The 25,299-nt window shown below is 64.6% G+C and carries 22 protein-coding genes; 10 read left to right on the top strand and 12 right to left on the bottom strand.

The genetic code is table 11. The features are described 5' to 3' along the window. The first annotated feature begins 262 nt into the window (after positions 1 to 262). Together ABWK72_RS08195 and ABWK72_RS08200 are read left to right on the top strand one after the other, a co-directional pair. Positions 263 to 3,097: a site-2 protease family protein gene (locus ABWK72_RS08195; protein WP_367874304.1), complete on the top strand. Its 2,835-nt coding sequence runs from the start codon at positions 263 to 265 to the stop codon at positions 3,095 to 3,097. 210 nt (positions 3,098 to 3,307) lie between these two features. Continuing rightward, positions 3,308 to 3,802, top strand: a complete 495-nt coding sequence (locus ABWK72_RS08200) for a hypothetical protein (RefSeq protein WP_367874305.1) — start codon at positions 3,308 to 3,310, stop codon at positions 3,800 to 3,802. Positions 3,803 to 3,952: 150 nt separating this feature from the next. Here the strand turns inward: ABWK72_RS08200 and ABWK72_RS08205 are convergent, their stop codons facing one another. From ABWK72_RS08205 to ABWK72_RS08220, 4 genes are all read right to left on the bottom strand, one after another. Next, on the bottom strand, positions 3,953 to 5,077 hold the full coding sequence (locus ABWK72_RS08205) for a folylpolyglutamate synthase/dihydrofolate synthase family protein (protein WP_367874306.1): 1,125 nt from the start codon (positions 5,075 to 5,077) through the stop codon (positions 3,953 to 3,955). Between the two features lie 484 nt (positions 5,078 to 5,561). After that, positions 5,562 to 6,380: an acetyl-CoA carboxylase, carboxyltransferase subunit beta gene (gene accD / locus ABWK72_RS08210; protein ID WP_367874307.1), complete on the bottom strand. Its 819-nt coding sequence runs from the start codon at positions 6,378 to 6,380 to the stop codon at positions 5,562 to 5,564. Positions 6,381 to 6,399: 19 nt separating this feature from the next. Continuing rightward, on the bottom strand, positions 6,400 to 7,173 hold the full coding sequence (locus tag ABWK72_RS08215; RefSeq protein ID WP_367874308.1) for a double zinc ribbon domain-containing protein: 774 nt from the start codon (positions 7,171 to 7,173) through the stop codon (positions 6,400 to 6,402). Between the two features lie 8 nt (positions 7,174 to 7,181). Beyond that, on the bottom strand, positions 7,182 to 8,252 hold the full coding sequence (locus ABWK72_RS08220; RefSeq protein ID WP_367874309.1) for a lysostaphin resistance A-like protein: 1,071 nt from the start codon (positions 8,250 to 8,252) through the stop codon (positions 7,182 to 7,184). 197 nt (positions 8,253 to 8,449) lie between these two features. On the opposite strand from ABWK72_RS08220, the gene ABWK72_RS08225 reads away from it, so the two are divergent. Then, positions 8,450 to 8,707 (top strand): hypothetical protein, encoded by a 258-nt coding sequence (locus ABWK72_RS08225; protein ID WP_367874310.1) that lies wholly within the window; start codon positions 8,450 to 8,452, stop codon positions 8,705 to 8,707. Between the two features lie 221 nt (positions 8,708 to 8,928). On the opposite strand, the gene ABWK72_RS08230 is transcribed toward ABWK72_RS08225, so the two are convergent. Further along, on the bottom strand, positions 8,929 to 9,759 hold the full coding sequence (locus ABWK72_RS08230; RefSeq protein WP_367874311.1) for a patatin-like phospholipase family protein: 831 nt from the start codon (positions 9,757 to 9,759) through the stop codon (positions 8,929 to 8,931). A 149-nt stretch (positions 9,760 to 9,908) separates the two neighbouring features. Between ABWK72_RS08230 and ABWK72_RS08235 the strand changes: the two genes are divergently transcribed. The 3 genes from ABWK72_RS08235 to ABWK72_RS08245 all read left to right on the top strand — a co-directional run bounded on the left by ABWK72_RS08235 (position 9,909) and on the right by ABWK72_RS08245 (position 11,356). Beyond that, complete coding sequence (locus ABWK72_RS08235) at positions 9,909 to 10,379, top strand: hypothetical protein (protein ID WP_367874312.1); 471 nt, start codon at positions 9,909 to 9,911, stop codon at positions 10,377 to 10,379. Between the two features lie 75 nt (positions 10,380 to 10,454). Further along, positions 10,455 to 10,820 carry a HesB/IscA family protein gene (locus ABWK72_RS08240; RefSeq protein ID WP_367874313.1) on the top strand — a complete coding sequence of 122 codons (366 nt, stop codon included), beginning with the start codon at positions 10,455 to 10,457 and terminating at the stop codon, positions 10,818 to 10,820. Then, on the top strand, positions 10,817 to 11,356 hold the full coding sequence (locus ABWK72_RS08245; protein WP_367874314.1) for a hypothetical protein: 540 nt from the start codon (positions 10,817 to 10,819) through the stop codon (positions 11,354 to 11,356). Before ABWK72_RS08240 ends, ABWK72_RS08245 begins: the two co-directional genes overlap by 4 nt. Positions 11,357 to 11,422: 66 nt before the next feature. On the opposite strand, the gene ABWK72_RS08250 is transcribed toward ABWK72_RS08245, so the two are convergent. After that, positions 11,423 to 12,289, bottom strand: a complete 867-nt coding sequence (locus ABWK72_RS08250; protein ID WP_367874315.1) for a hypothetical protein — start codon at positions 12,287 to 12,289, stop codon at positions 11,423 to 11,425. A gap of 332 nt (positions 12,290 to 12,621) precedes the next feature. On the opposite strand from ABWK72_RS08250, the gene ABWK72_RS08255 reads away from it, so the two are divergent. Next, entirely contained in the window at positions 12,622 to 13,800 is a 1,179-nt protein-coding gene (locus ABWK72_RS08255; protein WP_367874316.1) for an adenosine deaminase, read from the top strand. After that, positions 13,797 to 14,894, top strand: a complete 1,098-nt coding sequence (locus ABWK72_RS08260; protein ID WP_367874317.1) for an alanine--glyoxylate aminotransferase family protein — start codon at positions 13,797 to 13,799, stop codon at positions 14,892 to 14,894. The genes ABWK72_RS08255 and ABWK72_RS08260 overlap by 4 nt, the downstream gene beginning before the upstream one ends. Positions 14,895 to 15,388: 494 nt before the next feature. Here the strand turns inward: ABWK72_RS08260 and ABWK72_RS08265 are convergent, their stop codons facing one another. Beyond that, positions 15,389 to 18,187 carry an Amuc_1099 family pilus-like system protein gene (locus tag ABWK72_RS08265; protein WP_367874318.1) on the bottom strand — a complete coding sequence of 933 codons (2,799 nt, stop codon included), beginning with the start codon at positions 18,185 to 18,187 and terminating at the stop codon, positions 15,389 to 15,391. 29 nt (positions 18,188 to 18,216) lie between these two features. Continuing rightward, the gene (locus ABWK72_RS08270) at positions 18,217 to 18,711 is read right to left on the bottom strand and encodes an RNA polymerase sigma factor (RefSeq protein WP_367874319.1); all 495 of its coding nucleotides are present in this window, start codon (positions 18,709 to 18,711) and stop codon (positions 18,217 to 18,219) included. Positions 18,712 to 18,904: 193 nt separating this feature from the next. Here ABWK72_RS08270 and ABWK72_RS08275 point away from each other — a divergent pair, with 193 nt between their 5' ends. Beyond that, the gene (locus ABWK72_RS08275) at positions 18,905 to 19,510 is read left to right on the top strand and encodes a polysaccharide biosynthesis/export family protein (RefSeq protein ID WP_367874320.1); all 606 of its coding nucleotides are present in this window, start codon (positions 18,905 to 18,907) and stop codon (positions 19,508 to 19,510) included. Between the two features lie 313 nt (positions 19,511 to 19,823). On the opposite strand, the gene ABWK72_RS08280 is transcribed toward ABWK72_RS08275, so the two are convergent. Beyond that, a complete protein-coding gene (locus ABWK72_RS08280; protein ID WP_367874321.1) occupies positions 19,824 to 20,507 on the bottom strand; it encodes a metal-dependent hydrolase in 684 nt (227 codons plus the stop codon). A gap of 69 nt (positions 20,508 to 20,576) precedes the next feature. Continuing rightward, complete coding sequence (locus ABWK72_RS08285; RefSeq protein WP_367874322.1) at positions 20,577 to 21,437, bottom strand: FKBP-type peptidyl-prolyl cis-trans isomerase N-terminal domain-containing protein; 861 nt, start codon at positions 21,435 to 21,437, stop codon at positions 20,577 to 20,579. Between the two features lie 260 nt (positions 21,438 to 21,697). Here ABWK72_RS08285 and ABWK72_RS08290 point away from each other — a divergent pair, with 260 nt between their 5' ends. Further along, positions 21,698 to 22,570 (top strand): GH25 family lysozyme, encoded by an 873-nt coding sequence (locus ABWK72_RS08290; RefSeq protein WP_367874323.1) that lies wholly within the window; start codon positions 21,698 to 21,700, stop codon positions 22,568 to 22,570. A 4-nt stretch (positions 22,571 to 22,574) separates the two neighbouring features. On the opposite strand, the gene ABWK72_RS08295 is transcribed toward ABWK72_RS08290, so the two are convergent. Next, positions 22,575 to 23,657 (bottom strand): hypothetical protein, encoded by a 1,083-nt coding sequence (locus ABWK72_RS08295; RefSeq protein WP_367874324.1) that lies wholly within the window; start codon positions 23,655 to 23,657, stop codon positions 22,575 to 22,577. A gap of 58 nt (positions 23,658 to 23,715) precedes the next feature. Further along, positions 23,716 to 25,299 carry a GNAT family N-acetyltransferase gene (locus tag ABWK72_RS08300; RefSeq protein ID WP_367874325.1) on the bottom strand — a complete coding sequence of 528 codons (1,584 nt, stop codon included), beginning with the start codon at positions 25,297 to 25,299 and terminating at the stop codon, positions 23,716 to 23,718.

Here is a 25,299-nt window from a genome sequence, read left to right on the forward strand (position 1 = left end):
GGGCAAATCAGCGGGGCAAATTCGGACATTTCAGCGGGGAAGCGGGAAGTGAAAACAGGCCTGTCGTTTCTGCTAGAGAATTCCTTAATTATCAAGGATTTGAGATAATTTTGAACAGATCGATCCGCGACGGGTCAAAGAAAGCGAAGGGAAAAAAAGATCGAGTATTACGTAAAGAATTCCTTGCGTGAAAATAAAACCGCCTTGATCTTTTTGAAAAGATGATCTTACTGGGGTGCAGATGCCCCCAGCATTTTTAGGTATGACCTTCGGTCTGGTTCTTCTGGCCTTGGTCTTTGCCACCGGTCTGCCGCTTGTATGTGCCTTCATCGCCCTGATGAACGTGCGGCGTTACCGGGTGAAGGCGCATGCCTGCGAGTCGCACATGGTGCCGCCGGATGTACGGCGGCGGATGGCACCGTGGCTGAACCGGATGGGGCATTTCGGCTTCCGGCAGGCGCTGGTGGTGCGGCTGGAGAGTGCGGGCTTCGCGGAGGCGCACCGCTGGATCCTGATCAATGACGAGGAGAAGACCTACGCGACGGTGGAGCGGACAGTGCCGGTCTCGGGCTCGGGGCCGCGGGTTTCGCTTTCGCTTTTCACGCCGCTGCGCGATGGGACGCTTTTCGTGACGCTGGATCACCGGCTGACGCGCCATCCCCCCTCGTGGTGGCGGGATGTGCAGCGCCACTTCGGCACGGTGACGGGGCAGTGGAAGCACCACTACGCGCGGATCCGCGGCGAGCAGGGACGGATCACCCCGCCGCTGGAGAAATTCACGGAGATGCTGGCCGCGGACGAAGAGGCGCGTCATGCCGCGCTGGTCACGGGCCGTGAATTCACGCCGACCCGGCAGGATCCGGAAATCCTGCGCCTGCGCCTGGCCTGCCTGCCGGGACGGGTGCTGCCGATTCTGGGCGATTTTTTCCTCGGGCGCTACTTCCGCTCGACCACGCGCCGCGATGTGGCGGCACCGGCGAAGGCGAAACCGGATGAATCGGAACGGGTGGGCGGGGCGATCGGGCTCTCTCTTAACCAGGCGGTGGAGCAGGACCTGACGCGCTACCGCGCGCTGCAATCGGTGGGCTCGAGCCCGCTGGACCATGTGCGCCGGCTGGTCTTGCTGGCAGGCACAGTGGCTTTCTTCATGGCGGTCTTCGGGACGGACCAGCCGCTGCAGACCGCTCTAACAGTGATCGTGCTTTCGGCGTTGCACGAGGCCGGGCATTGGCTGCCGATGCGCCTCTTCGGCTACCGCGGGATCCCGCCGGTCTTCATTCCCTTCACCGGGGCGACGGAGCGGGGACGGAAGCTGCACGCGCCTGCCTGGCAACAGCTGGTGGTGGCGCTGGGCGGTCCCCTGCCCGGCTTGATCGCCGGTCTGGCGATGCTGGCGCACGGTTACTTCCGGCCGGAGACGCCGCTGTGGCTGCTGGATGCGGCGGGGATGGCGGTGGCGCTGAACGCGCTGCACCTGCTGCCGGTGCTGCCGATGGACGGCGGCAAGATCATCGACCTGCTCGTATTCCGCGACATGCCCTTGCTGCGGCCCTTTTTCACGGTGACGGCATCGATCTCGGCCTTCGCGGCGGCGGCGGTGCTGAAATCGCGGGTGCTCAAGCACATCGCGATGGCGATGCTGGGCGGGGTGCTGTGGGACGTGAAGACGATCCAGGTGGTGCGCGGGGCGCGCAAGCTGCCGTGGGCCGGCGAGGTGAACGACGAGGGCGAGGCGCTGCGGCGGATCTTCCGCGGGCTGCGCCAGGAGGGCCACGGCTCGTTCATCGGGAGCGATGGCTGGCACAAGAAGATCGAGGCGCTTTTGTTAGAAGTGATGCGCAAGCGGCCGAGCCTGGCGACGCGGTTCGCGGGCGGCTCGCTGCTGACGCTGGCCGGGGCGATGCCGGCACTGCTGTTCGCGGGCGTTTTGTTAGGCCCGGTGCTGGAGGATGCGGGGAAGCTGGTCAAAGGGGTGGAGCACGTGAACGAATTCCGTAAGAACTTCCCGCGGGAGAACCGCACGCTCTCGGCGGAGGACCGGCTCGCGCTGGTGGATCTGGCGGCGGAGACGGCGAAGGATGCAAGCGGTGCGGAGCTGGAGAATCTGGACCGGCCGCGCGAAGTGGCGGTGGAGATCGCCGGGCGGATCGGTCCGCGGCTTGACCGGATCGATTGGGAGAAGGCGATGATCGCCTCCCGGACGAACGTGCTGGGCGCGCGGGTGCTGCCGATCTGGGTGGCGGTGCAGGTGCGGCAGCTTGAGATGGCGGCGAATGCGGACCGGGAAGCGGAAACGCAGAAACGGGCGGACCAGCTTTTGCAGATCTTTTCCGAGATCGAACCGGCGACGAGCTTGGAGGGCCGCGAGGCTTTCACCGAAGCGGAATTGCGGGTGCTGCGGGTGATCGAGCGCGAAGCCAGCACGGGCCATCTGGATGCCGCGGCGCTGACGCTGATGGACAAGCGGATCAACGAGCGGAACGTGCAGCCGGACCCCGAGGTGGAAGGGCTGCTGCTGGTGGCGGCATGGGCGGAGCGGGCCCGGCAATCGGCCATCTCGGATGCGGCGGCGCAGGCCTCGCTCGACCCGCGCTTCTGGCGCGATCTCTACCCGCGGATCCGCACCGTGCGGCGCCTGCTGTCGGAGCAGAACACGACGCTGGTGCCGGCCTCGGTGGCCTTGGCGCGGCATTGGCGGAACTCGCGCCGGGTGGGTGAATTGCCGCCGCAAATCAGCGTGCCGGTGATGGTTTCCGCAGGTGAAGCGGCGCTGATCCTGGACTTCTGCGAGCAGCACCGGCGGCTGACCTGGCGGCGTCTCTCGACCCTCTCCGCGGTGCGCCTGGAAGGCCACCGCCAGCGCACCGGCGGTTTCCCCGCGATGTGGAAGCACACGCTGCCCGGTGGCGCGAACATCAAGCTGCAGAAGGAGAACGGTCCCTTCCTGCGCCTGACCGACGTGCGCGACCAGATCTCCCTGCGGATCCCGACCTGGCTGGCCCCGGCGACGCTGCCGGTGCCGCCGACCGCTCCGGCGCTGGACTACGATTGCCCGCTCTACGGGGCACCGCCGCAGCCGGAGCTTTCCCATAATTGAGGCGGGGCCGTTAGGCTTGCTGAGGGAAGAGATCGAGGCGCGGAGAAAGGCCGAGTGCCGAGTGATCAGTGATCGTTGTATGATCCGCGGCGGTTGCCTCCTCCATTCCTCATAGGGACCGGACTATAACCGGATGGTTATTTTCGACTTGCACGAAGCAGTTAGATCCACTAACAGCTGCGCGGCATATCTCAATGCCACCTCCCATACATGAAAACACTACTCCTCGGCGCGTTCGCCCTTTGTGCCATGTTTACCCCGGCGCACGCCGTTGAACCGCTCAAGAAGAAGCCGAAGCCGACGGTGCTCTACGGAGATTGGGCTCCCGGCAAGACGTTCACCTACACGGTGAGCGAAGTGACCTCCGAGGCAACAAGCATGGGCGGATCGCCGCAGCCGGTGCCGGTACCGAAGGGCATTCCCTCCTACCGGGTGGGTGACGTGGTGAAATTCACCATCGGCAAGAAGGGCGAGCTGCTCGGGCCGAAAGGACTGAAAATCGCCTTCAAGGCGGGTTCGCTGACCTCGAACCACTACATCAATCTGCCGAAACGGAAGGCACCTACGCCGCACTTCGCGTTCGTGGAGAAGAACACGACCACCACCGAGCCGGAGGGCGGCGTGGCATTGACTTTCTTCCAGGTAAAGCTGGGCAAGCGCGGTGCCGGTGCCACGAGCACGGTGGTGAACTATTCGCTGAACTGAACGGCGGGCCGCCTGGATAATTTCTGGGGTGAAGGAGGGCCGGTGCCCTCCTTTACTGCGTACTGGACTGGAAGGTCCCGCCCTCGATCAGGGCCTTTGCTTCCCCGACGAGGAACAAGGAGCCGGCGATGAGCAGCGGGCCGTCCCCTTCTAACAGGGCGGCGGCGAAGGCGGTAGTGAAGCTCGGGTGGCAGAGGTGCGGCGGGGCATTCTCCGGGAGGTTCGCGGCGAGTTCTTCCGGGGGGAAGCGCGCGGGGTATCGACGGGGCAGAGGTGGATCTTCGCGGCCAAGGGGGCGATGAAGGCGAGGATGCCGCGGACGTCCTTGGCGGCGACGGCGCTGAAGACGAGCGTGGCCTGACGGGTGCCGAATTGCTCGCGCCAGGTTTCGGCGACGACGGCGGCGCCTTGGGGGTTGTGGGCACCATCGAGGATGATCTCGCGGCCGGCGTGTTCGAGGCGCTCGAAGCGGCCGGGCCAGCGGACGACGGAGAGGCCGTGGTGGACGGTGCCGTAGTCGAGGTGGATGCCGGCCTGATGCAGACACTCGAGGGCGAGCGCGGCATTCCAGCGCTGGTGGATGCCGGCGAGAGCGAGCGGGTAGCCGGCGAGGGGTGCCTCGATGAAGGTCAGCGGCGAGCGGCGTTCGTTCGCTTCCTTCTCCAGCACCTTGCGCACGCCGGGTTCCTGCGGGGCGGAGAGGGCGGGCTTGCCTTCGACGAAGATGGCGGCCTTCTCCGCGGCGATCTGCTCGACGGTATCACCGAGCCATTGCATGTGATCGAGGGCGATCGGGGTGATAGCACAGACATCCGCGGGCACGGCGGTGGTGGCATCGAGCCGGCCGCCCATGCCGGTTTCCAGGACGATGATCTCGCAGGAGTTCTCGCGGAACCAGCGCATGGCGAGGACCAGGGCGATCTCGAAGAAGGTCGGGTGCGGGTCGAGGGTCTCGCAGATCCCGCGGAGTTCGGTGAGCATGGCGGAGCACTCTTGCTCCGGGATCTCGCGGCCGGAGACGCGGATGCGCTCGCGGAAATCGATGAGGTGCGGCGAGGTGAAAAGGCCGGTGCGGTTGCCGGCGGCGCGCGAGACCGAGTTGATCATCGCGCAAGTACTACCCTTGCCGTTGGTGCCGGCGATGTGGATGACCTTCACGCCGTGCTCCGGGTAGGCGAGGAATTCCTTGAGCAGGCGGCGCGGGCCATCGAGCCCGAGCTTGATACCGAAGAGCTGGGTGGAGAAGAGCCAGTCGATGGATTCGGGGTAGGTCATCGGTCTTCCGGTAGAGGCCCGGGGTGAAGGGTGGCGGCATACGTGCCGTGAAGAGCCACCGGGAGTCGGCTTCGGCGGAACGTGTCATTCAGACTAGCCTCCTTGCCCCCCTTCAGGGGGCCGGTGGTTTGCACTACCAACCCAGGGCTTCGCCCTGGGCTATCTCCCGTCGCCCTTTCAGGGCTAAGAAAGTTCCATCGCGGAGATCGTTCCACATTTAGCGCCGTAGGGATTTCATCAACTCCTCGTGTCCGACCTATGCCGGGGGATTCTTCTGAGACTCCTCCCACCGTGCCTCCGCCAATTCGATCATTTCCGCATCTAACCGCGACTCATTCACCCGAACGTAAAGCAGCTCGGCCAAGGCTCGCCGTTCCTCAGGCTCCAGAGCCATGGCCCTTTCAAGAAGCTCAGTGCTTTCCTCGGTCATCGGAATACCATTAGCACGCGGGAAGCGTCCCGTCCATCCATCACGCCACGGGCATCATGTAGCCGAGGAGCTGGCCGAGCTGGTCCTTGAGCTTCGGGCGCGGGATGATGGCGTCGACGAGCCCGTGATCGAGCATGAACTCGGCGGTCTGGAAGCCGGGGGGAGGTTCTGGTGGGTGGTCTCCTTCACCACGCGCGGGCCGGCGAAGCCGATCATGCACTTCGGCTCGGCGAGATTGATATCGCCGATGGTGGCGAAGGAGGCGGTGACGCCGCCGGTGGTGGGGTGGGTCATCACCGAGATGTAGGGCAGGCAGGCTTCCGAGAGGCGGGCGAGGGCGCCGCAGGTCTTGGCCATCTGCATGAGGGAGAGCATGCCTTCCTGCATGCGGGCGCCGGAGGAGGCGGAGATGATGACCATGCCGCGCTTCTCCTGGATGGCGAGTTCCACCGCGCGGGTGATTTTCTCGCCGACGACCGAGCCCATCGAGCCGGCGAAGAACTTGAAATCCATGACCGCGATCATGGCGGGCTGGCCGCCGATCTTGAGGCGACCGGTGACGACCGCGTCATCGAGGCCGGTCTTTTCCTTCATGCTGGCGATCTTCTCCTTGTAGTTGAGGAAGCCGAGCGGATTGGCGGAGACCATGCCCTGCTCGGTCTCGGTGAAGGTGCCGGCGTCCGCGACCAGCTCGATCCGCTCCCGCGAATCCATGAGGAAGTGGTAGCTGCAGTGATGGCAGGTCTGGAAGTGCTGCTTGAGCTCCAGGGTGTGCAGCATGGCCCCGCAATCGGGACACTTGGTCCAGAGGCCCTCTGGCATGTCATCGCGGCCTTTGCCGCGGCGGAGGGGTGGCTTGTTGAAAATGCCCATGGGTGGTAAGGCGGCGAAGCTAGCCACGCATGACGGTGACGACAACCACCTTTTGAACCCCGGCGCGGCGGAGGACGCGGGCGCATTCGTTGGTGGTGGCGCCGGTGGTGAAGACGTCGTCCACCAGCACCGCGCCGGCGGGGTGGGCGGCGAAGAAGCGCTCCCCTGCCCCGGACAGGGCGAAGGCGCCGCGGAGGTTTTTGAGGCGTTCGGCGCGGCTGAGGCGGGTCTGGCTGCCGGTGCCGCGCTGGCGGGAAAGGGCGCGGCAAAAGGGCAGGCCGGTGAGCCGGGCGATCGGGCGGGCGACTTCCTCGGCCTGGTTGAAGTGCCGCCAGAGCTGGCGGCGGCGGTGGAGCGGGACCGGGACCAGCGGCCATTTGCCATCGAGCGCCTCGAGCAGGCGCGGGTCTTCCGCGAAGGAGCGGGCGGCGAGGCGGCCGAGCTCGGGGGCGAGGTGGATGCGGCGCTGGTACTTCAGCTCGTGGATCATCTTCAGCACGACCTCGTGGTGGGCGATGGCCGGGCGGGCGAAGGCGAAGTCGAAATCGAGGGAGCGGCAGTTGCTGCACTCGAAGTCGGTCTCGATCATGCCGTCGAATTCCTCCGCGCAGCGCAGGCAGAAGGGCGATTGGAGCGAGGGGATCGCCGCGCGGCAGTCCTCGCAGAGCGAGTCATCGCCGGGGGTCGCCTTGCCGCAGGCATGGCAGACGGAGGGGTAGAAGAGATCGAGGCAGCGGGCCCACCAGCCGCGGGGCGGGGATTCCGGAACGCTTGGGGACGCGGCCTCGGCCATGGCAGTTCCTAGCTGCGGTAGCCGGCGATCGGTTCGCGCGCGCGGGTCATGGCGTGGACGAGGATGCCGGTGACGGCGACCACGGAGAAGGGCAGCAGGCCTTCCTTGAGGGTTTCGCCGACGAACCAATGGACCTCGCGCGGCAGGCCGGGCACCACCCAGGTGGCGGCCTTGAAGATCTTCTCGCCGAAGACCCAGCCGAAGTGCAGGCCGACCGGCAGCCACAACGAGGCGGTGCGGTAGCGGGAATAGGCGAGCACCACGCCGACCGCGGAGAGGACCAGGAAGGACGAGACCATCGGCATGGGATCGCCGAAGCGGGCGAAGATCTTGCCGAGCATGACGAAGCCGGCACCGGAGGCCTCCGGATCGGCGATCACCACGCCCGCGGGCGGTTCCAGGAAATGCACGAAGGCGAAGAGGAAGGAGAGGATGGCAATCGCCGGTGCGGGGCGCATGGCGCGCAGGAAGATGCCGAAGAGCACGCCGCGGAAGAGGGTTTCCTCGATCAGGCCGATCACGAGGGCGGCGGGCAGGGCTTTCTTCACCGCCTTGCCCCACTCGATGGTCTCGAGCAGGCTGGTAGGCATCCGCACGCCGCGGGTGGAGTGGGTCATATCGCGCCAGACGAAGCAGCCGGACTGGACCATGACCCAGCCGGAGAAGAGCAGGAGCCCAGCGGCGAGGAAGAAGCCGGTGCCGAATTGGACCCAGCCGTGGGGATTCCGGTGCAGCGGCTGGCCGCGATCGGTGACGACCGCGTGATCCGGCAGGGGCAGGGACCATGGGGTATCCCGGAAGCTGCCGGGCGGCCGGCCGAGGCGCAGCCAGGAGAGCAGCGGGAAGATCAGGATTATCGCGGAAAGCATGACCGCGCGATTGAAGAAACGGGGGAAATCCGAGCGCCGGGCGGCATCGGCGAGCCATTCGATCGCCTTGTTGCCCTCTTTCCCGGCGAAAACCTCGGCGAGGCCCTTGCCCGCCTGGTAGAGCCATGGGGCGAGGAAAGCGCCGAGAATCAAGGTGCCCGCCACGTAGGCGAAGATTTTCAAGACATCGCTCTGCTGGCCGCTTCGCACGGGGGGAACTTGAAGTTCCAAGTAAAAAGTGCCAAGTGGGAAAAGGCGGAAGTTCCAAGTAATAAGGACCAAGCGCCAAAAAGAGGCAATTGCTCGGCTTTGGCACTTGGAACTTCCTACTTGGAACTTTGTCTCTTTCTTTGGCACTTGGAACTTCTTACTTGGAACTTTGTCTTTTTCACCGGGAACTCCCGCGCATGGAATCCCACGAGTGGCGCGAACGCACCGAAGAAGGCCTGCGCTTTTGGCGGGCCTCCCGCCATGCCAGCCGCTGGACCTTCCAGACGACACTCAAAACCGACCCTGACTGGACACCCATCGACCCCGTGCCACGGGAGATGTGGGAGGCGCTGCGGGATATTCTCTGGAAGAAGTACCAGCGGAAGCGCTGCCCGTGGGAGTGGATCGACGCGATCGACAAGATTCTGGAGGAGGATGGGAAAGAGAAGGAGTGAGCCGGTTTCTTCGGGCTATCTCGAATGGCACTCGGTTAAAGACGAGATCTTGGCGGCACAAGGGCCGGGACCGCTCTCCGAGCGGTCAGGCTAGGAGCGTGCCCACCCCTAGGTCCGCACGGTAATTTCATGAGCGCCGCCCCCGCCGGACCTTTCGGAGAAAGGTCCCTGCCGCCGCCGAGCGGACTGAAGTCCGCGCTCCCGGGCCTGACTATCCCCTCCTATTCCCACGAGGGGGAAACCATCCGCCCGGCCTCGTAGCCCAGATCGTAGCAGCGCGGTGCACCGTTCTGGGTGATCAGGCTGGGCATGGGCGTGATGGTGATGAGCTCGATCACGCGCTTGCCCTTGACGCGGGCGAGTTCGATGCGGTGGCGATGGAGTTCATTGCAGACCGCGTGGTGGGCGGAGCCGATGGAGGTGGCGACGGTTTCCCAATTGACGGTGGGGCCGCTGTTCGGCTCGTGGCGGATGCGGTGAATGATGATGGTGTCGATGGCCGGGTCATCGAGCCATTGCTCGAAGGGCGCTTCGCAGGCGACACCGCCATCGATGTAGCGCTTCTCCCCCACCCTCTGGATGGTGAGCATGCCGGGGACGGCGCAGCTGGCGACGATCAGTTCGGCGAGCGGACCTGAGCGGAGGATCTCGGGGCGGTGGCTGATGGCGTCGGTGACGGCGATCTCCATGGTGGGAGATTCGAGAGAGGAAAGGTCGCGGGCATCGACGAGGCGCTGGAGGCGCTTGATGGCGCGTTTTCCCGAGAAGAGGCCGGAGGACCAGAAGACGCTGAGGACGCCGGGGAGGCGGAAGACGGAGCCCCAATCGAAGAAGGACCAGCGCAGGGCGGGATCGAGGACGGCGGTCTTCAGGGCATCGCCGCGGAGGCCGGCGGCGTAGAGCGAGCCGGTGAGGGCTCCGGCGGAGGATCCGGCGACTTTTGCAGGGTGCAGGCCGGCGGCGGCCAGGCCATTGAGGAAGCCGGCGTGGCAGTAGTAGCCCAAAAAGGATGAGCCGAGGGCGACGGCGAGGCCGGGTGTGACTTGCTGCATGGACGGGTGGTCGGCGGGGCGGACGGTAGGGATCGACGGGCGCTTGGCCAGATTTCAGTTTTCAATTCCAATCCGTGCCGGTTCGGACCACGGCCCTTTTGCTTGGCGGGAAGATCCCGTTGAGGGAGAAAGGCGGGCAGATGGATCCCGTGAACGAGAAGACGTTGGGAAAGATCGCAAAGGCGATCGATAAGCTCGAGCCGCTGGAAGACATGGGCTTCAAGCTGGTCACGCGCTCCTACGTCCGGGGCATCGACGAGATGACGGCAGGCGGCAGATCTTGGTCGGCCAAGAAGGTTTGCTGCTACAACATGGAGCCGGGGATGTTGCCGGAAACACAGGGTGTGAATCCCTTCGAACTCGATCCTCACGATCTCCGCCGCTTCTCCTTCGAGCTCCGCCGTTCCGCGGCAGAGAAGGTATTCAAGGTTTTGGGAGAAAAATTCAAATCCGCCCGCTGGCTCGTGCTGAACAATTCGGCGGCCACGACGACCGAGATTTTCCTCACCCGGGAATGGTCGGTCACGATGCAAACCTCGTGGGAAACTTTTGACCGTGAAGACGGCCCGGTCGGGCATTTGCAGCTCGGGATCTTCGTGCTTTCCCGTTCGATTGTCTGACGGCAGGAGGCTGGCGTGCCCCGGGCGGGAGATTTCAGTTTCCAGCGGGGCAATCCGGAGCGAAAATGCGCCGCAATGACAGCGGCGGCGGTGAATTACAAGGTGGGCAACGAGAAGCTGGTCCGGGTGCTGGATGCAGCGTCGGCCCATTTGCGCGGCCTGCTGGCCAAGCAGGGGCGGCCGGAAGGCGCGCTGCGGATCGCGGTGATCGGCGGCGGTTGCAGCGGCCTGCAGTACAAGATGGATCTGGCCGACGGCCCGCGCGACCGGGACATCATGGTGCCGAGCAATGGCGTGAACGTGGTGATCGATCCGAAGAGCGCGCTCTTCGTGAGCGGCAGCGAGCTGGATTGGTCGGACGATTTGCAGCAGGGCGGCTTCAAGGTGAGCAATCCGAATGCGGTGGTGACTTGCTCGTGCGGGGAGAGCTTTGCCGCTTGAGCATGGATCCCTTCGAGCGATTGGGATTGGAGCGGCGGCTGGCGATTCCCGAAGAGGAGTTGCGGGAGGCTTTTCGGGCGGCGGGTAAGCGGGATCATCCGGATGCGGGTGGGAGTGGCGATGACTTCAGGGCGCTGCAGGAGGCGTATGCGCGGCTATCGAGTCCGGCGAAGCGGCTGCGGGCGTGGCTGGAATGCGAGGGCAAGGCCGGCGAGGAGCGCGGGGCGATTTCGCCGCAGTTGTTAGATTTGTTTTCGACGGTGGGTGAAGCCTTGCAGGAGGCGGATGAGGTCACGCGGCGACGCGGTGCGGCTCTGAGTGCGCTGGCCAAGGCGATGCTGGAGCCGGCGGTGCAGGCGGCGCGGGAGAAGCTGGAGGGGGCTGCGGAGAAAGTGTCCGCTGCGGTTGTGTCGCAGGAGGCGGGGTTTGCGGAGATCGAGGCGGGTGGTGGGGATCCGTGGCTGACCGCGCGGGATCTGGCGTTTTTGGAGAAGTGGCAGGGCGAGCTGAAGGCGCGTTTTGCGGGATTGTGGTGAGTGGCTCCACTTGGGATCCGCGAGGCCGTCCTTGATGGCGGGGACGTGCGGGTTGATTGCCGGGACTCACGATTGGGGAGGAATCGGGAGAGGCTTCCTCGGCAGCAGCGCCTCCGCGAGATAGCTTAGAAGGATAGCGAGGATGATGCCCGCGGCGATGGATGAGCGGAGGACCGGTCCGGCGGACCCGAGCCGCTCGGTTAAGGTGGCACTCTGCCAGCGGGGCGCTTCGCGAATGATGTTAGGAGATTCCATGACCTTGAAGTTCATTTGGTCCGAGATCTCCTTCAGCTTCCAATGTTTCAAGTCATCCCGCAGGGCTTCATAGCGGAGCCGGAGGTTCGGATCCGCAGGCGGAGCAGCGAAGGAGCTGCGGTCGACTTTCCGGGCGTCGGAGAGAGCCTTCCTGGCTTCCTCCAGTTCTGCTTCGAGTGCTTCTACCTGCGCCTTCAACGAGGCAAGCGTCGCCTCCTGCCATTCCTGCTGGTCAGCCGAGGCCATACCCTTCGCACGTTCGACGATGGTGCCGCAGACCCTCGCCGCATCCGCGCCGGGGATTGGGACGACCTTCACTTTGATCAAAGCCGTGCCTTTGATTGGCTCGTGATCGACGAGGCCACGCAGGTGGATGATCGAGTCGGAGCGATCGAGCTTCCACAAGGTATCCAAGCTGCATTCATCGACCGCCGCCCCGAGAACTTCGGTAGAACGGATGGAGGTGAAGATCCCCAGAGATTCGATAGGCGGGGTTGGCGCGCCGCTGGTGGCCCGCGGTAGGATCTGAATGACAGCGACGGCGTAGTCGCGGCGCTGCTTACCAAAGTGAAAGGCGGCCCCGCACAGGATAGCGAAAACCGGCGTGGCCCAGAGGAGGTGACGCCAGCGCCGCGAAATGAACGCGATGCTCCACCGGCGGGGAGGTGGTGCGTTCACGGGGCCATGCTTGCTGAAGCGGGCCGCGATGGCAAGCCGGCAGCTTCCCGCGAGTTATCGAATCCGGAATCTTCAACCGCGAATGGACGCGAATAGAAACAAATGGGGGAGCTTGGCGGCAAACGGAGCGCTAGGCCTATCTGCTGATCCTCCCGGAGGCTCTTCATAATTCGCGTCCATTCGCGGTTGAAAATTCATGGGAGGGATCTCCGCGCCTACTCTTGCCCCATGGTGAGCGGGCTTTCAGGGACCGTTCTTCCGCACAGAGGACTGTGCGGACCACCTTTAAATTTTCCGCGCCGTCGTGCGCGGGATCTGCTAGAAGGCGGAGGATGATCGAGCACCGTTATCCGGAGTTTCACCCGGTGGCCCCTTTGCCTACGGGGGCGGACCTTGTTGCCGCCCTCGATTTCCGCCGTTTGCCGAAGATCCTGCTGCACGAGCACCTGGATGGCGGGCTGCGGCCGGCCAGCATCATCGAGCTGGCGAAGAAGCAGGGCTATGGCGGGCTGCCGACTTCCGATCCGGAGGAGCTGGCGGCTTGGTTCCACCGGGGTGCGCAGCGCGGGAATTTGCCAGAGTATCTGGAGGGCTTTGCCCACACCATCGCGGTGATGCAGACGCGCGAGGCACTGGGCCGGGTGGCTTACGAGTTCCTGGAAGACATGGCGATGGACGGGGTGGTCTATGCGGAGATCCGCTTCGCGCCGGTCTTCCACACGCAGAATGATCTGACGCAGGACGAGGTGGTGGAAGCGGTGCTCGATGGACTGGAGCGGGGCGGGAAGGCCTTCGGGGTCGAGTGGGGCCTGATCATTTGCGCGATGCGCGACCGCACGGATTCCCTGGAAGCCGCCGAACTGGCGATCCGCTGGCGGGACCGCGGGGTGGTCGGCTTCGACCTGGCGGGCGGCGAATACGGCCATCCGCCGAAGAAGCATGTGGATGCCTTCCAAGCGATCCAGCGGGCGAATTTCTACATCACGATCCACGCCGGCGAGGCCTTCGGGCCGGAGTCGATCTGGCAGGCGCTGCAGTGGTGCGGTGCGCACCGGCTGGGCCACGCGACGCGGCTGCGGAACGACATCGAGGTGCTGCCGGATGGCTCGCTGAAGATGGGGCATCTGGCGCAGTATATCCTCGACCGGCGGATTCCCCTGGAGATGTGCCTGTCCAGCAACGTCCACACCGGGGCTTGTGCGAGCTTCGAAGAGCATCCCTTCGCGCTCTTCCATCGCGGGGGCTTCCGGGTCTTCCTGAATACCGACGACCGCCTGATGAGCGATACCGAGATGTCGAAGGAGCTGGCGATCGCCACCACGACCTTCGGGCTGAGCCTGGTGGAGCTGGAGAAGATGACGATGAACGCGATGAAGAGTTCCTTCGCGCCGCACGAGACGCGGGTCGATCTGATCCGGCGGCGGCTGTTGCCGACCTACTCGATGTTATTCGCGGAGTTGACGGCGCAGTCCTTTGCCACCCAACTTCCCAAGAACCCGCATTTCCCATGAACGTCCCCGAACGCATCCTGATGGGCCCCGGCCCGAGCTCCGTGCCCTCCCGCATCCTGCGCGCCATGGCCTCGCCGACGCTCGGTCACCTCGACCCGCGCTACATCGAGATCATGGATCACACCTGCGTGATGCTGCGCAAGGTCTGCCAGACGGAGAACGCGCTGACCTTCCCGGTCTCCGCGACGGGCATGGCCGGCATGGAGTGCGTGGTGACGAACCTGATGGAGCGGGGAGACGAGGCGATCGTCTGCGTCAATGGCGTCTTCGGCACGCGGATGGTGGATGTCATGGAGCGCGCGGGCGTGACGGTGCACCGGGTGGACGTGCCCTGGGGTGAGACTTTCCCTTTCGAGATGCTGGCCGAAGCGATCGAAAAGAACCCGAAGGCGAAGGCGCTGGGGATCGTGCATGCGGAGACATCGACCGGTGCCTTGCAACCGATCGAGGGCTTGGCCGAGCTCGTCCATGGCGCGGGTATGCTGCTGATCGTGGATGCGGTGACCTCGCTGGCGGGGCATCAGCTGAAGGTGGATGAATGGGGCATCGACGGGATCTACTCGGGCACGCAGAAGTGCCTGTCCTGCCCGCCGGGTCTCTCGCCGGTGTCCTTCTCGCCGCGGGCGCTGGAGGCGATCGAGAAGCGGACCACGAAGGTGCAGAGCTGGTATTTCGATACCTCGATGCTCAAGGACTACTATAAGGGTAGTGGCAAGCGTGCCTACCACCACACCGCGCCGGTGAACATGATCTACGCGCTGCACGAGGCGCTGACCATCGTGCTGGAGGAGGGCCTGGAAGCGCGCTTCGCCCGGCACGCGAAGCTGCATCGCAGGCTGCGCGCGGGATTGGAATCGATGGGGATCAAATATGTGCCGGCACATTCGCTGCACACGCTGAATTGCATCTACATCCCGGAAGGCGCGGACGATGCGGCGGTGCGGGCGAAGTTGCTGGACGATTACTCGATCGAGATCGGCGCGGGACTCGGACCCTTCGCGGGGAAAGCTTGGCGTATCGGCTTGATGGGCCATTCGGCAACGCAGGCGAATGTCGATCTGGTGTTGGCGGCGCTGGTGGATTGCCTGGAGTGAACTTGTGAAACATTCGGATATCCCCGCTCGCGAAGATATCCGAACGACCCGTTTGCCTTCCGCGGCGCAGCAAAGGGAAGCACCCCACAGCCGCCGCCGCATGCCTGCCCCCGGGACCGCGGAGGCTCTGCCCCGCAGAAGCAACTTGGGATGCCGCATTCACGCCTTGGTCGAAATGGGCAGCGCCGTGATTTCGCTGCCTGCCTTCCCGGGACGTGTCATCGGGGGACCACTCTGCGGGCCGGAGGCTCCGCGGTCCCGGGGGCAGGCATGGTGGCGAGCCGCGGACGGAGCGGGATAGGGAGCTCTCCCTTGCTTCACGGCAGCAGGCTGCACGCAGTCCACGGTCGCTACGCGACTGCCTTGGGCGGACTGAAGTCCGCGCTCCCGGGCCCTTGTTGTGAAAAAGACTGCGGAGGAGCCCGTGGACTCCCCCGCAATCGGATGATCATTGATGGCTGCGGCCGTTCACGAGCGCGGCTCGGAGAGCCACGCTACTTTTGTTCCGCAGGGGAGACAGCCGGGATCGTTAGAGTGCGCAGGATTCCCTGAGTATCGGTATATTCCACACTGGCTTCCCGGGGGCTGACTTCCTTCAGGAAGTACTGTGGACCGGTGCCATCGGCCGAAGGGGTGAAGCGCGTCCGTTCCCCGACAACCAGAATCGATCCGCCGGGAAGGCGAAACATCGCGACGCGGTTGAAATTGGCGTTCGCGGCGATCTCACTATCAGGCACGCCATACTGGGATTCGTATCTCGTCCCCGCCTTGCTCGGACTGAGATCCTCGTAGATGGCCACCCTCACCTTTTGAGTCAGGTTGGTGCGCTTGCTGGTGATCTCTTTCTCGGTGAAGCCGATGAAGCGGAAGCGGCCCGCCATTTCGCCGTCCTTGAAGAAGACGTCGCCGGGAGCGAGCGGCGCCGTGGCGCTGACGCGATTTGAGAAGCTCGTCTTGTCGGAATTGAGGCCGATCAGCTTCGGAGCCCATCGACCTTCCGGCTCAAGTCCGAACGCGAGATACCACTGCCTTTCCTTCACACCCAGATAGCGGAGCTCGCGGAGCGGAGCCGGAATCCCGGCGGCATCGCTTTCCTTGACCGTGGTCGTCACCACTGCCGGATCATACTTGCCGATCTTCCGCAGCATCCCGATGAAGCCGGCGCGCTGCTCCTGCGGATCCTCCGCGAGGGCCGGCTTCGCGATCGACTCGATGGTGGACCAAGGTAGATCTGCCAGTTCCGGCATCTGCCGCAGCTTCATGCCGAAGAGGGCGACGGCGGAGGCGAAGCGGAAGTCATTGCCCGCATCTTCCCATGCGCCCGGCTCGCCCTTGACCGTGGTTTCGATCAGGGCGCTGGTGTCGCCCTCGGGGTGCTTGTGGCGAAGCTTGAGCGTGAACCAATCGTCGCTGGCCACCACTTCCTTGCCCGCAGGGCGCTGGTAGCGCAGGGAGTCCACGGTGCCGGTATTCGGCATTGCCACGCCTTCGGGCACGATCTCGTAGAAGGCAGTGACGGTGTGGCCCGCGCCGATGTCGCCGGCATCGACCTTGTCGTCGTTGAAGTCCTCGTGACGGAGGATGCGGTCGGCGTAGCCGATCAGGCGGTAGGCCTGGACCTTGCCGGGATTGAACTCGACCTGGATCTTCACGTCCTTGGCGATGGTCACCAAGGTGCCGGTCAGCTTCTGCAGGAAGACACGGCGCGCCTCCTCGTCACTATCGACGTAGTAGTAATTGCCATCGCCGTCCTTGGCGATCGCTTCCATCATCGCGTCGTTGAGATTGCCGGTGCCGAAGCCGAGCACGCTCAGGCTGACTCCCCCACCCGCGCCCTTCTTCACCAGATCGACGAGATCGCCCTGGCCGGTGGTGCCGACATTGAAGTCGCCATCGGTGGCCAGGATCACGCGGTTGGTGCCGCCCTGGATGCGATTCTTGGTGGCGAGTTCGTAAGCGCGCTTGATGCCCGCGCCGCCATTGGTCGAGCCGCCGGCTTCGAGCTTTTCCAGCGCTTGGATCGCCGCCGACTTGCCGCGCTCGTCGAGCACCGTGGGATCGAGTACCACGCCTTCGGTGCCGGCATAGACGACCATGCCGACGCGGTCGCGCTCGTCGAGCTGGTCGATCAGCACACGCATCGAGCGCTTGAGCAGGGTCAGCTTGTCGGGCGATTGCATCGAGCCGGAGACATCGATCAGGAAGACGAGGTTCGAGGCGGGCCGGGCGTTGTTAGGGATCTCCTTGCCCTTGATGGCGACGCGGGCGAGCAGATGGCCCGGCTTCCACGGGCAGGTGGCCAGATTGCCATGCACCGCGAAGGGTCCATCGCCTTGCGGGCCGGCATACTTGTAGTCGAAGTAGTTCACGCACTCCTCGATCCGCACCGCATCCGGGGGCACCGGGCGGCCCTCCATGATCATGCGCCGGAGATTGGTGTAGGAGGCGGTATCGACATCGATCGAGAAGGTCGAAAGCGCATCCTGCCATGGCGACTTCCAGGGTTGGTCGACCAGTTGGCCGTAGTTGTCGCGGGACTGGCCGTCATCGACCGCCGGACGAGACCCATCGCGGGCCGCGGGTGCTTCCTCCGGCAAGAGATTCGCCCGGCCACTGGCCGGAGCCTTCGACTTGGCAACTTCCGCCATCTGCTCGCGTGCCATCCGGGGAGCGGGAATAGCATCGGAACCGAAAGGGTCCGCGGTTGCGGCTCCGCCGAAGCCGATTCCTTCGCCAGCACCTTTCCCCCCGGCACTGCCGCGACGGCGCTCCATGTTGTGCGCCAAGGCTTCGGACGGAAGCGGAGCCGCGGGTTCCATCGGCACCGCGGAGGGCGGGATCTCCAGGCGTCCGGCTGGAGCGGCGTTCTGTGCCTCCGCTGAAGCGATCGGACCGGATACCGCGGCGCTCGATGCGATCTTGCCGTCACTGGCCGGGGGTGCCTCGATCGGACCGGGTAGCGGAGGAGCCGGCGGCATCTCTGAATCCGGGAGACTACGTCGTGTCCTATTCATGGCCGCCTCGCCCACTCCAAGGGCGAGCGAGGATTCCCCGGGCGCCGGTTCGTTCTCGCGTTGCCAGAGGTAAGTGCCGGTGCCCACGCACACGACGGCCGCCGCGGCGGCGAGCGAGGCCCAGATCGGACCGCGCCTCGGTGAGCGTGCCGGGATGGGAGTGGCGGCATCGAGCTTTTCCCCGATGGCCTGGAGGAGCGCCTCGTCGGCAGCGCCCCGGGCCTGCTGGCGCAGGAGGGAATCGACCAAGCGGTCGGACGGATCTTCGGAAGGGTTCATGAAAGTAGGAAAGTGAATGAGTGAAAGGTTCAGTCGTTTTTCGAAAGGCACAGGCGCAGCGCCTCGCGGGCGCGCTCCAGGCGTTTTCGAAGGGCGGCGGGATTCAGGCCGAGGAGGCCCGCGGCATCGTCGCTGGTACGACCTTCATCGTAGCACACGCGGAGGGCCTGGGACATCGGCTCGGGCAGCTTCTCGCGGCACTCGGCGAGACGGGCGAAGACCGCAGCGTCGCCCTGTGGATGCGAGGCCAAGGTGGCTTCCAAGGCGGAGAGTGCGGCTTCGTCGAAGGGGACTTCCCGCGAGTGCAGCCGGCAATGCTCGCGCCACTTGTTGCGCAGGATGCCGCGCATCCAGGTCGCGAAATCGCGGGTGACATCGAAGCGTCCGATATTCTGCCAGGCCGCCACGAAGGCATCCTGGACGAGTTCGCGGGCGGTGGATTCCTGGCCTGCCACCGCCCTCGCATAGGAGAGCAGCGTCAGGTGGTGACAGCGGATGAGTTCGGAAAAGCGAGTCCGGTCCATGGGCTCGGGTGGGGAAATGGCGAGTGCTTGCATGGCGTCTTCATGGGTCATTGAAGGCAGCCGCGGCTTTTGTGACATGTTTCTCCAGAAATGAGCCGCATGCGATCCAAGGGGCAGGATTCCCTAGGAAAAGATTGGCTTGCCTAATTAACTTTTTCCCACAAAGTTACTTTCGAAACTTCAATCCACCTCCATGAAACCGTTCCTTCCGCTCGCTCTCGCCGCCCTTCTCCCCGCCCTCGCCGCCGCTGACGGCCTCGAACCGGGAGACCTCGTCAAGGTCACCATGAAGGGCATCGGCGCCGCCGAGCAGGAGAAGGTAAACGGGGAATACAAGGTCGGCGAGGCGGGAGGAGTGCGCCTGCCGATGCTGAGCGCGCCGGTCAATGCCAAGGGTCTCACTGCCGAGCAATTCGCACGCGCAGCCGAGGCCGCCTACAAGGCGGACGGCATCTACACCTCTCCCGCCATCGAGGCGGAAGTCGCCAAGGGGAAGATCGTCAACAATGGCCCCGACGCGGTCAGCGTTGGCGGCCGGGTGCGGCGAGCCGGCGATGCGCCCTACCGGCAAGGGCTCACGGTCGTCCAGGCGCTCAACGCCGCCGGCGGCCGCGATGACTTCGCCGGGCGCAACGTCATGCTGATCCGGGCGGGCACGTCCTACTGGCTCGATTACTCGAATCTGAAGCACAAGAACATCGTGCTGCTGCCGAACGACGCCCTGCAGGTCGAGCCGCGCGGCGCGATCACGGACGGCTGGAAGGGCAACGACGAGATGGTGAAGCCGCTGCTGAAGTGAAGCTGGCAGGTGCCCGGGAAGTTGCACAGCGCCCGTGGGACTGGGAGCGTCGGGCACTGCCCGGCTCACCGCTTTCGCCCTTCCTTCGATCCGCAGCATCGCACCGGCGCTATCCATTCCGTCGCCGTGATCTCGCGAGGTCGCCGGGGTGGCTTCTGCCGGGCGGTGCCGCGGCGCTCCCAGTGGGACCATCCGCGGCTCGCCATTTTCCGGTGCTTCGCCTTTGCTGCGCCCCTTGCAGCAGGCTGCATCGGGACAGCGGCAGCAGGCTGCACGCAGTCCACGGCGGCGAAGCCGCGGAAGGCAAAATCCCCTATACTCCGATCGTCTCCCCGATCCCGGGCAAAAGCAGCTCCACGCCTTTCGCGGTGAAGGCCGCGTGGGCCGCGGCCCGGTCGAGCTTGATCGGCGGGAAGGTATCGTAATGCACGCCGATCACGGTGCGCGCACCGGTCCAGTTCGCGGCGATCGCGGCGTCCTCCGCGCCCATGGTGAAATTGTCGCCGATGCACATCACGGCGAACTCGAGGGCGTGGCGCTCGCCAATGATCTTCATGTCCATGGTCAGCGCGGTATCACCGGAGACGTAAAAGCTCGAGCCGCCGGCCTCGATCACGAAACCGACCGGGCCGCCACCGTAGGTGCCATCCGGCAATACCGACGAGTGGATCGCGCTCACCGCCTTCACCCGGCCGAAGGGAAACTGGAAGGCTCCGCCGGCATTGAGAGGATGCACGTTCGCAATCCCCTTCTCCCCATACCACGTCGCGATTTCGAAATTCGCGATCAGCTTCGCGCCGGTGCGCGTCAGGATCGCCTCGGCGTCCTGCATGTGGTCGAAATGGCCGTGGGTCAGCAGGACGAAGTCGGCCGGGATGCTGTCGAGATCGATGTCCTTCGCCAGTTCGTTCGGCGTGACGTAGGGGTCGAAGAGCAGGTGGGTGCCGTCCGCGAGTTCGACGCCGAAACAGGAGTGGCCGTAATAGGTGAGCTTCATCTGTCTGAAGACACAAAAAAGGCCCGCGGGGATCAAGATCCCCGCGAGCCCATCGAGAGATAAATCGCTTTACTCGCCTTCACCACCGCCGGCACCCGGCATCGGGAAGGGCATGCCGCCGTGCGGGCTCGGCGGGGCGTCCTTGATGTCCACCAGTTCGAGTTCGAAAATCAGCAGGCTATTCGGCGTGATCACGGCGCTGCGGCGGGCTTCGCCGTAGGCAAGTTCGCTCGGGATGAAGAGCTTCCACTTCGCGCCGATCGGCATGGCGGTGAGCGCTTCCTGCCAGCCCGGGATCACCTGGAGGGTCATCGGCACCGGGCTGCCTGGAGGGGAGGCGTCGAATTCGGTGCCGTCGATGACGGTGCCCTTATAGTTCACCAGGAATTGCTTCTCCGGCTCACCTTCCTTCGGGGCGACGTACTTCTTGTCGGTGCCCTTGGCCAGGATTTCGTACTGGAGACCGCTAGCGGTCGTCACAATGCCATCCTTCTTCTTGTTCTCTTCGAGGAACTTCTTGCCGGCTTCGAGATTTTTCGCGCCGACTTCCTTTTCGCGGGCCTGGATCAGGTCACCCAGGGCACCGAGGGCGGCGCTGAGGGCTTCCTCCGAGGGGTCCGGCTTCTCCATCTTGAGGCCGACCATGAAACCCTTCACGAAGGCCTCGGCATCGATGTCACCTGCCTGCAGGCCGAATTCGCTGTAGCGGCGGATGAACTCGCCGCCGGTCTTGTAGCCGAAGCCGTAGGAGGAATCGGGCTTCACCTTGGCAGGATCGACCGGTGGCTTCGCGGGCTCCGCCGGAGCCTCGGCGGGGGCGTCCGCAGGCTTCACTGCTGGCTTCTCCGCGGCGCCTTCATTCTGGGCGGCCGCCGGAATCAGGGTGGCGAGGCCGAATGCCAGGACGCCGGGAGTAAGGTGGAATTTCATGTCGGCGCGGACGCTAGGGGCGGATTTACGACTTGTCGAGCGGCCCTTATGACCGTTTTGGCGGGTATTCCGGGGCTGGAATGGGGGGGAATCGGACAAACCGCGGAGGCGCAGGGATCGCAGAGGAAGCGCGGAGGTGAATCCGGAATCCGAGATTTGAGATATCAGATTTGAAATCTCAGATCTGAAATTTGAAATTCGAGATCTCGAATCTGAAATCCGGGATTTGAGATCCGTGACCTCCGTGCTTGGCTCCCGGGATGAAACCCCTTGCCCTGCTGCTATTGCCCGCTTCGATGCTTCTTTCCTCCTGCGGTGGCGGCGGCTTCGGGGATACCAGCGTGGCGAATTCCCCGGCAGTGCTGAATGTCTCCGGTTGGGATCCGAAGGAACGCCAGCGCGGGGGCGCGGGGTATTCGGAGCACGATGTCTCCGCGCTGCGGGCGAATGGCGCGCTCGGCCTGATCGCGCGCTCGGCGAAGGGGCCGCTGCTGGACGACAAGTTCCCCGCCTTCCTGAAATCCACGGACCGCCAGGGCATGCTGCTGGGTGCCTACCATTTCGTGACGATGAATCAGGACCCGGCCTTCCAGGCGGACTCCTTCGTCGACCGGGTGCGGGCCACCGCCCGGGCGCAGGGAATCTCCTCGCGGAAGATCCTGCTAGTGGGCGATTTCGACACCGCCTCATCCCCCGACCGCCTGGTGAAGTTCATCCAGCGGATCGAGAAGCGCACCGGCGTGACCCCGGTGGTCTATCTTGAAAATAGCGACCGCCTGCGGGCGAGCCTGAGCAACGCCAGTTCCGCCGAGAAGTCGATCATCCGCCGCGCGCCCTACTGGATCGCCCTCTACGGCCCGGGCGGCACGGAGCGCAACATGTCATCGGGCCGCCCGCTGACCCCCGACAGCCTGATGGAGAAATACGGCATCTGGGACGAGTGGGCGATGTGGCAATACGGCGGCGTGGTCTGGCAAGGCGGGCGCTCGACGGCGAAGCACTACAACACCGGCTCATGGTCCAGCCCGCGCTACTTCGGCAACATGGCGCACCCGATGGAGCGGAACGTCTTCAAGGGCGACACCGCCGAGTTGCAGTCGTTCTGGGACCGGCATGGTTGGGCCTGGTGGTGAAGTGCTACTTCCAAGCTTCCATCGCCGCGGTATCCCCAACCCATGCCCCGAAGTAGGGCCACGCCGCGCCGTCCCGCCACATGAAGACGAAGAAGGGCCGGTCGAAGTAGAACTTCCTCGGCACAACCGGCGGCGCCTTGGGCGGAGCGCCCAAGGGATCTGCACCCAACTCGGTCGTGGCCTGCACTTTGGCCCCTTTCTCCGTCATTTGGAAATCCACCTTCTGCTCCGCCCTGACGATCGACCAAGTTGTGGGATTGTCCGTGTAGGAGCGATCTCCCGCCAGGAGCGGCTTGAAATCGGTGCGCACGGCCAAGTTCAGATAGGGTATCCGCAGATCGTCATTCTTGTGCAGGCGGGGATCCGATTCCGAGCCAGACTCCCCTTTCAGGCCCCCCTCCCTCCAATTCACCACCTTCCTGCCAGCCTCCGCGAAGGTCTCGGCTCCGGCCGGGAGGTAGAGGACTAGCGATTCTTCCCCTGCTGCCGCGATCTGGAGGGCATGCGAATTCCCTTCCCGCGCGAGGATCCGGACCACGTCACCGAATTCCCCCGAAAGCGCGGCGCGCACGCCGAAGAACTTCACCGGGGATGCCTTGCCATCTTTCCCCTGGAATTCCAGCGGGGCGGTCGAACCGCGATAGAGACCTTTCGTATAATTCAAGTCCCGGTCCAATAGCGCCAGCACCATGACCCTGCCGGGTACTTCCGCCGCTTCATCAAATCCCGAAAACGGCCCCGCCGCTTCGCCCGTCATGGCTGCCGCCTCCTGGTTGGTCGTCTTCACGAACCCGGCACTGGCCAAGCCTGACCAGACCTTCCACCGGTCCACCGGCATGACTTCCTCGGCCCGCCACTGGAAGGTGTCCAGCTTCGTCATCAGGTCATTCGGAGGCTCGACCTTCACCGGAGCCCCGCCGATCTCGGTATTCAAGCGGTCCCAAGCCGCTTGGAAAAGCGGGGTCCACACCACCGTCTTGTCCGCAGGAAAGGACACTTCGGGATGTGCCACCGAAAGAACCTCCGCCGTGGCCAGCGGCGCGATTGCCAGCGCGGCCAGGGAGCATAGGAAAGCTGATCGCTTCATCAGTGCAATTTAAGGCATCCGCGCGCGCCTGTCGTGTCATTTCGGCAGGAAACACCCGCTACAGATGCCCCTCCTGCACCCCCGGCGCGATGATCTCGTTCGAGAGCTTGTTGTGGAACTCGAAGAGATCGGTCCGCCGGTCGGTCACCGGGGTGACGCTGCCATTCAAGCGCGACCGGTAGAGATCGGAGATGTCGAGATCGGTGACCAGCATCGTCTCTACGTTCGGATCGGCCTCGGCCTGGATGCCATCGCGGGCGAACTCGAAATCGCTGGGCGTGAAGACCGCGGCACGACCGTAGTGGATGTCCATCGCCGGCACGTCCGGCAGGTTCCCCACCACCCCGGCGGTGGCCACGTAGATCTGGTTCTCGATGGCCCGTGCCGCCGAGCACAGGCTGACGCGCAGGTAACCCTGGCGATTGTCCGTGCAGTACGGGACGAATAGTATTTCGACGCCGCGGTCGGCGAGGTAGCGCGCGGCTTCCGGGAATTCCACGTCGTAGCAGATCAGCACGCCGATCTTCGCGCGCGGGGTCTGCAGCACGATCAGCGAATCGCCGCCGGAGATTCCCCACCAGGTTTTTTCGGAGGGAGTGATGTGCAGCTTCGGCTGCGAGACGTGGGTGCCGTCCGGCTTGAAGATCATGGACGTATTCTCCAAGCGCCCGTCCGGCTGCTCCACCGGATGCGAGCCCGCGATCAGGTAGAGTCCCTGTTGCCGCGCGAGTTCGCTCATCAGCTCGATGAACTGCGGCGTGTATTCGGCCAGCTTGCGAATGCCTTCCCGTGAGCCGAGCGGCTCCAGCGCGCTGAGCAACTGCACGGTCAGGAATTCCGGGAAAAGCACGAACTCCGCGCCGTAGTCTTCCCCCGCGGTCTCCACGAAGTAGCGCACCTGGTTCGCGAAGTCATCGAAGTCCTTCACCTTGCGCATCTGGTACTGCACGCAGGCGACGCGGACCTTGTTGATCGAGTCGTCCTTCGCTTGGAATTCCGGATTGAGCCACTCGATCAGCGCCGCGTGGTCGCGCGAACGGTGATCGTGAAGATAGTTCGGCATGATGCCGCGCACCGCGAAGCCCTGCTTGATTTGGAAGCCGAGCACGGGATCGGCGATCTTCCCGTCCTGCACCTGCCAGACGTATTCCTCCGGCGTCAGCCGCGAGGCGTGCTCGTCGTAGTGCCAGAGCCGGGCCCCGGCGAGGATGCGGCGCAGGTTCAGCCGTCGGCAGAGATCGCGCCGCGCCGAGTAGAGCGCCGCCCCGATGCCGAACTTGCGCGCGTCCGGGTCCACATACACGTCCGCGCCGTAGAGCGTGTCGCCCTGGGGGTCGTGGTTGTAGAAATAGCCGTCGTCGGTGATGCCGTCGTAGGTGTGTTTCCGCAGCGGATTGCGGCCGAGCGAAACGATCAGCGAGGAAGCGACTCCGAGGATCTTTCCGTCCTTCTCCGCGAGCACCTGGCCCTCGGGAAAAAGGTGGATGTGCGAGCGCAGGTGCTTCTCGTTCCATGGCCCGCCGGCATCACCCGGCTGCGGAAAGCAACGCCGGTGCAGGGCGAGGATGGCAGGGATGTCATCCACCGTGGGATTACGGACCAGCACGGAGCCTAGCTTGGTATCGTGATCTTTCGGTGGCAC

Source organism: Luteolibacter sp. Populi (genome assembly GCF_040801775.1).
GTDB lineage: Bacteria > Verrucomicrobiota > Verrucomicrobiia > Verrucomicrobiales > Akkermansiaceae > Haloferula.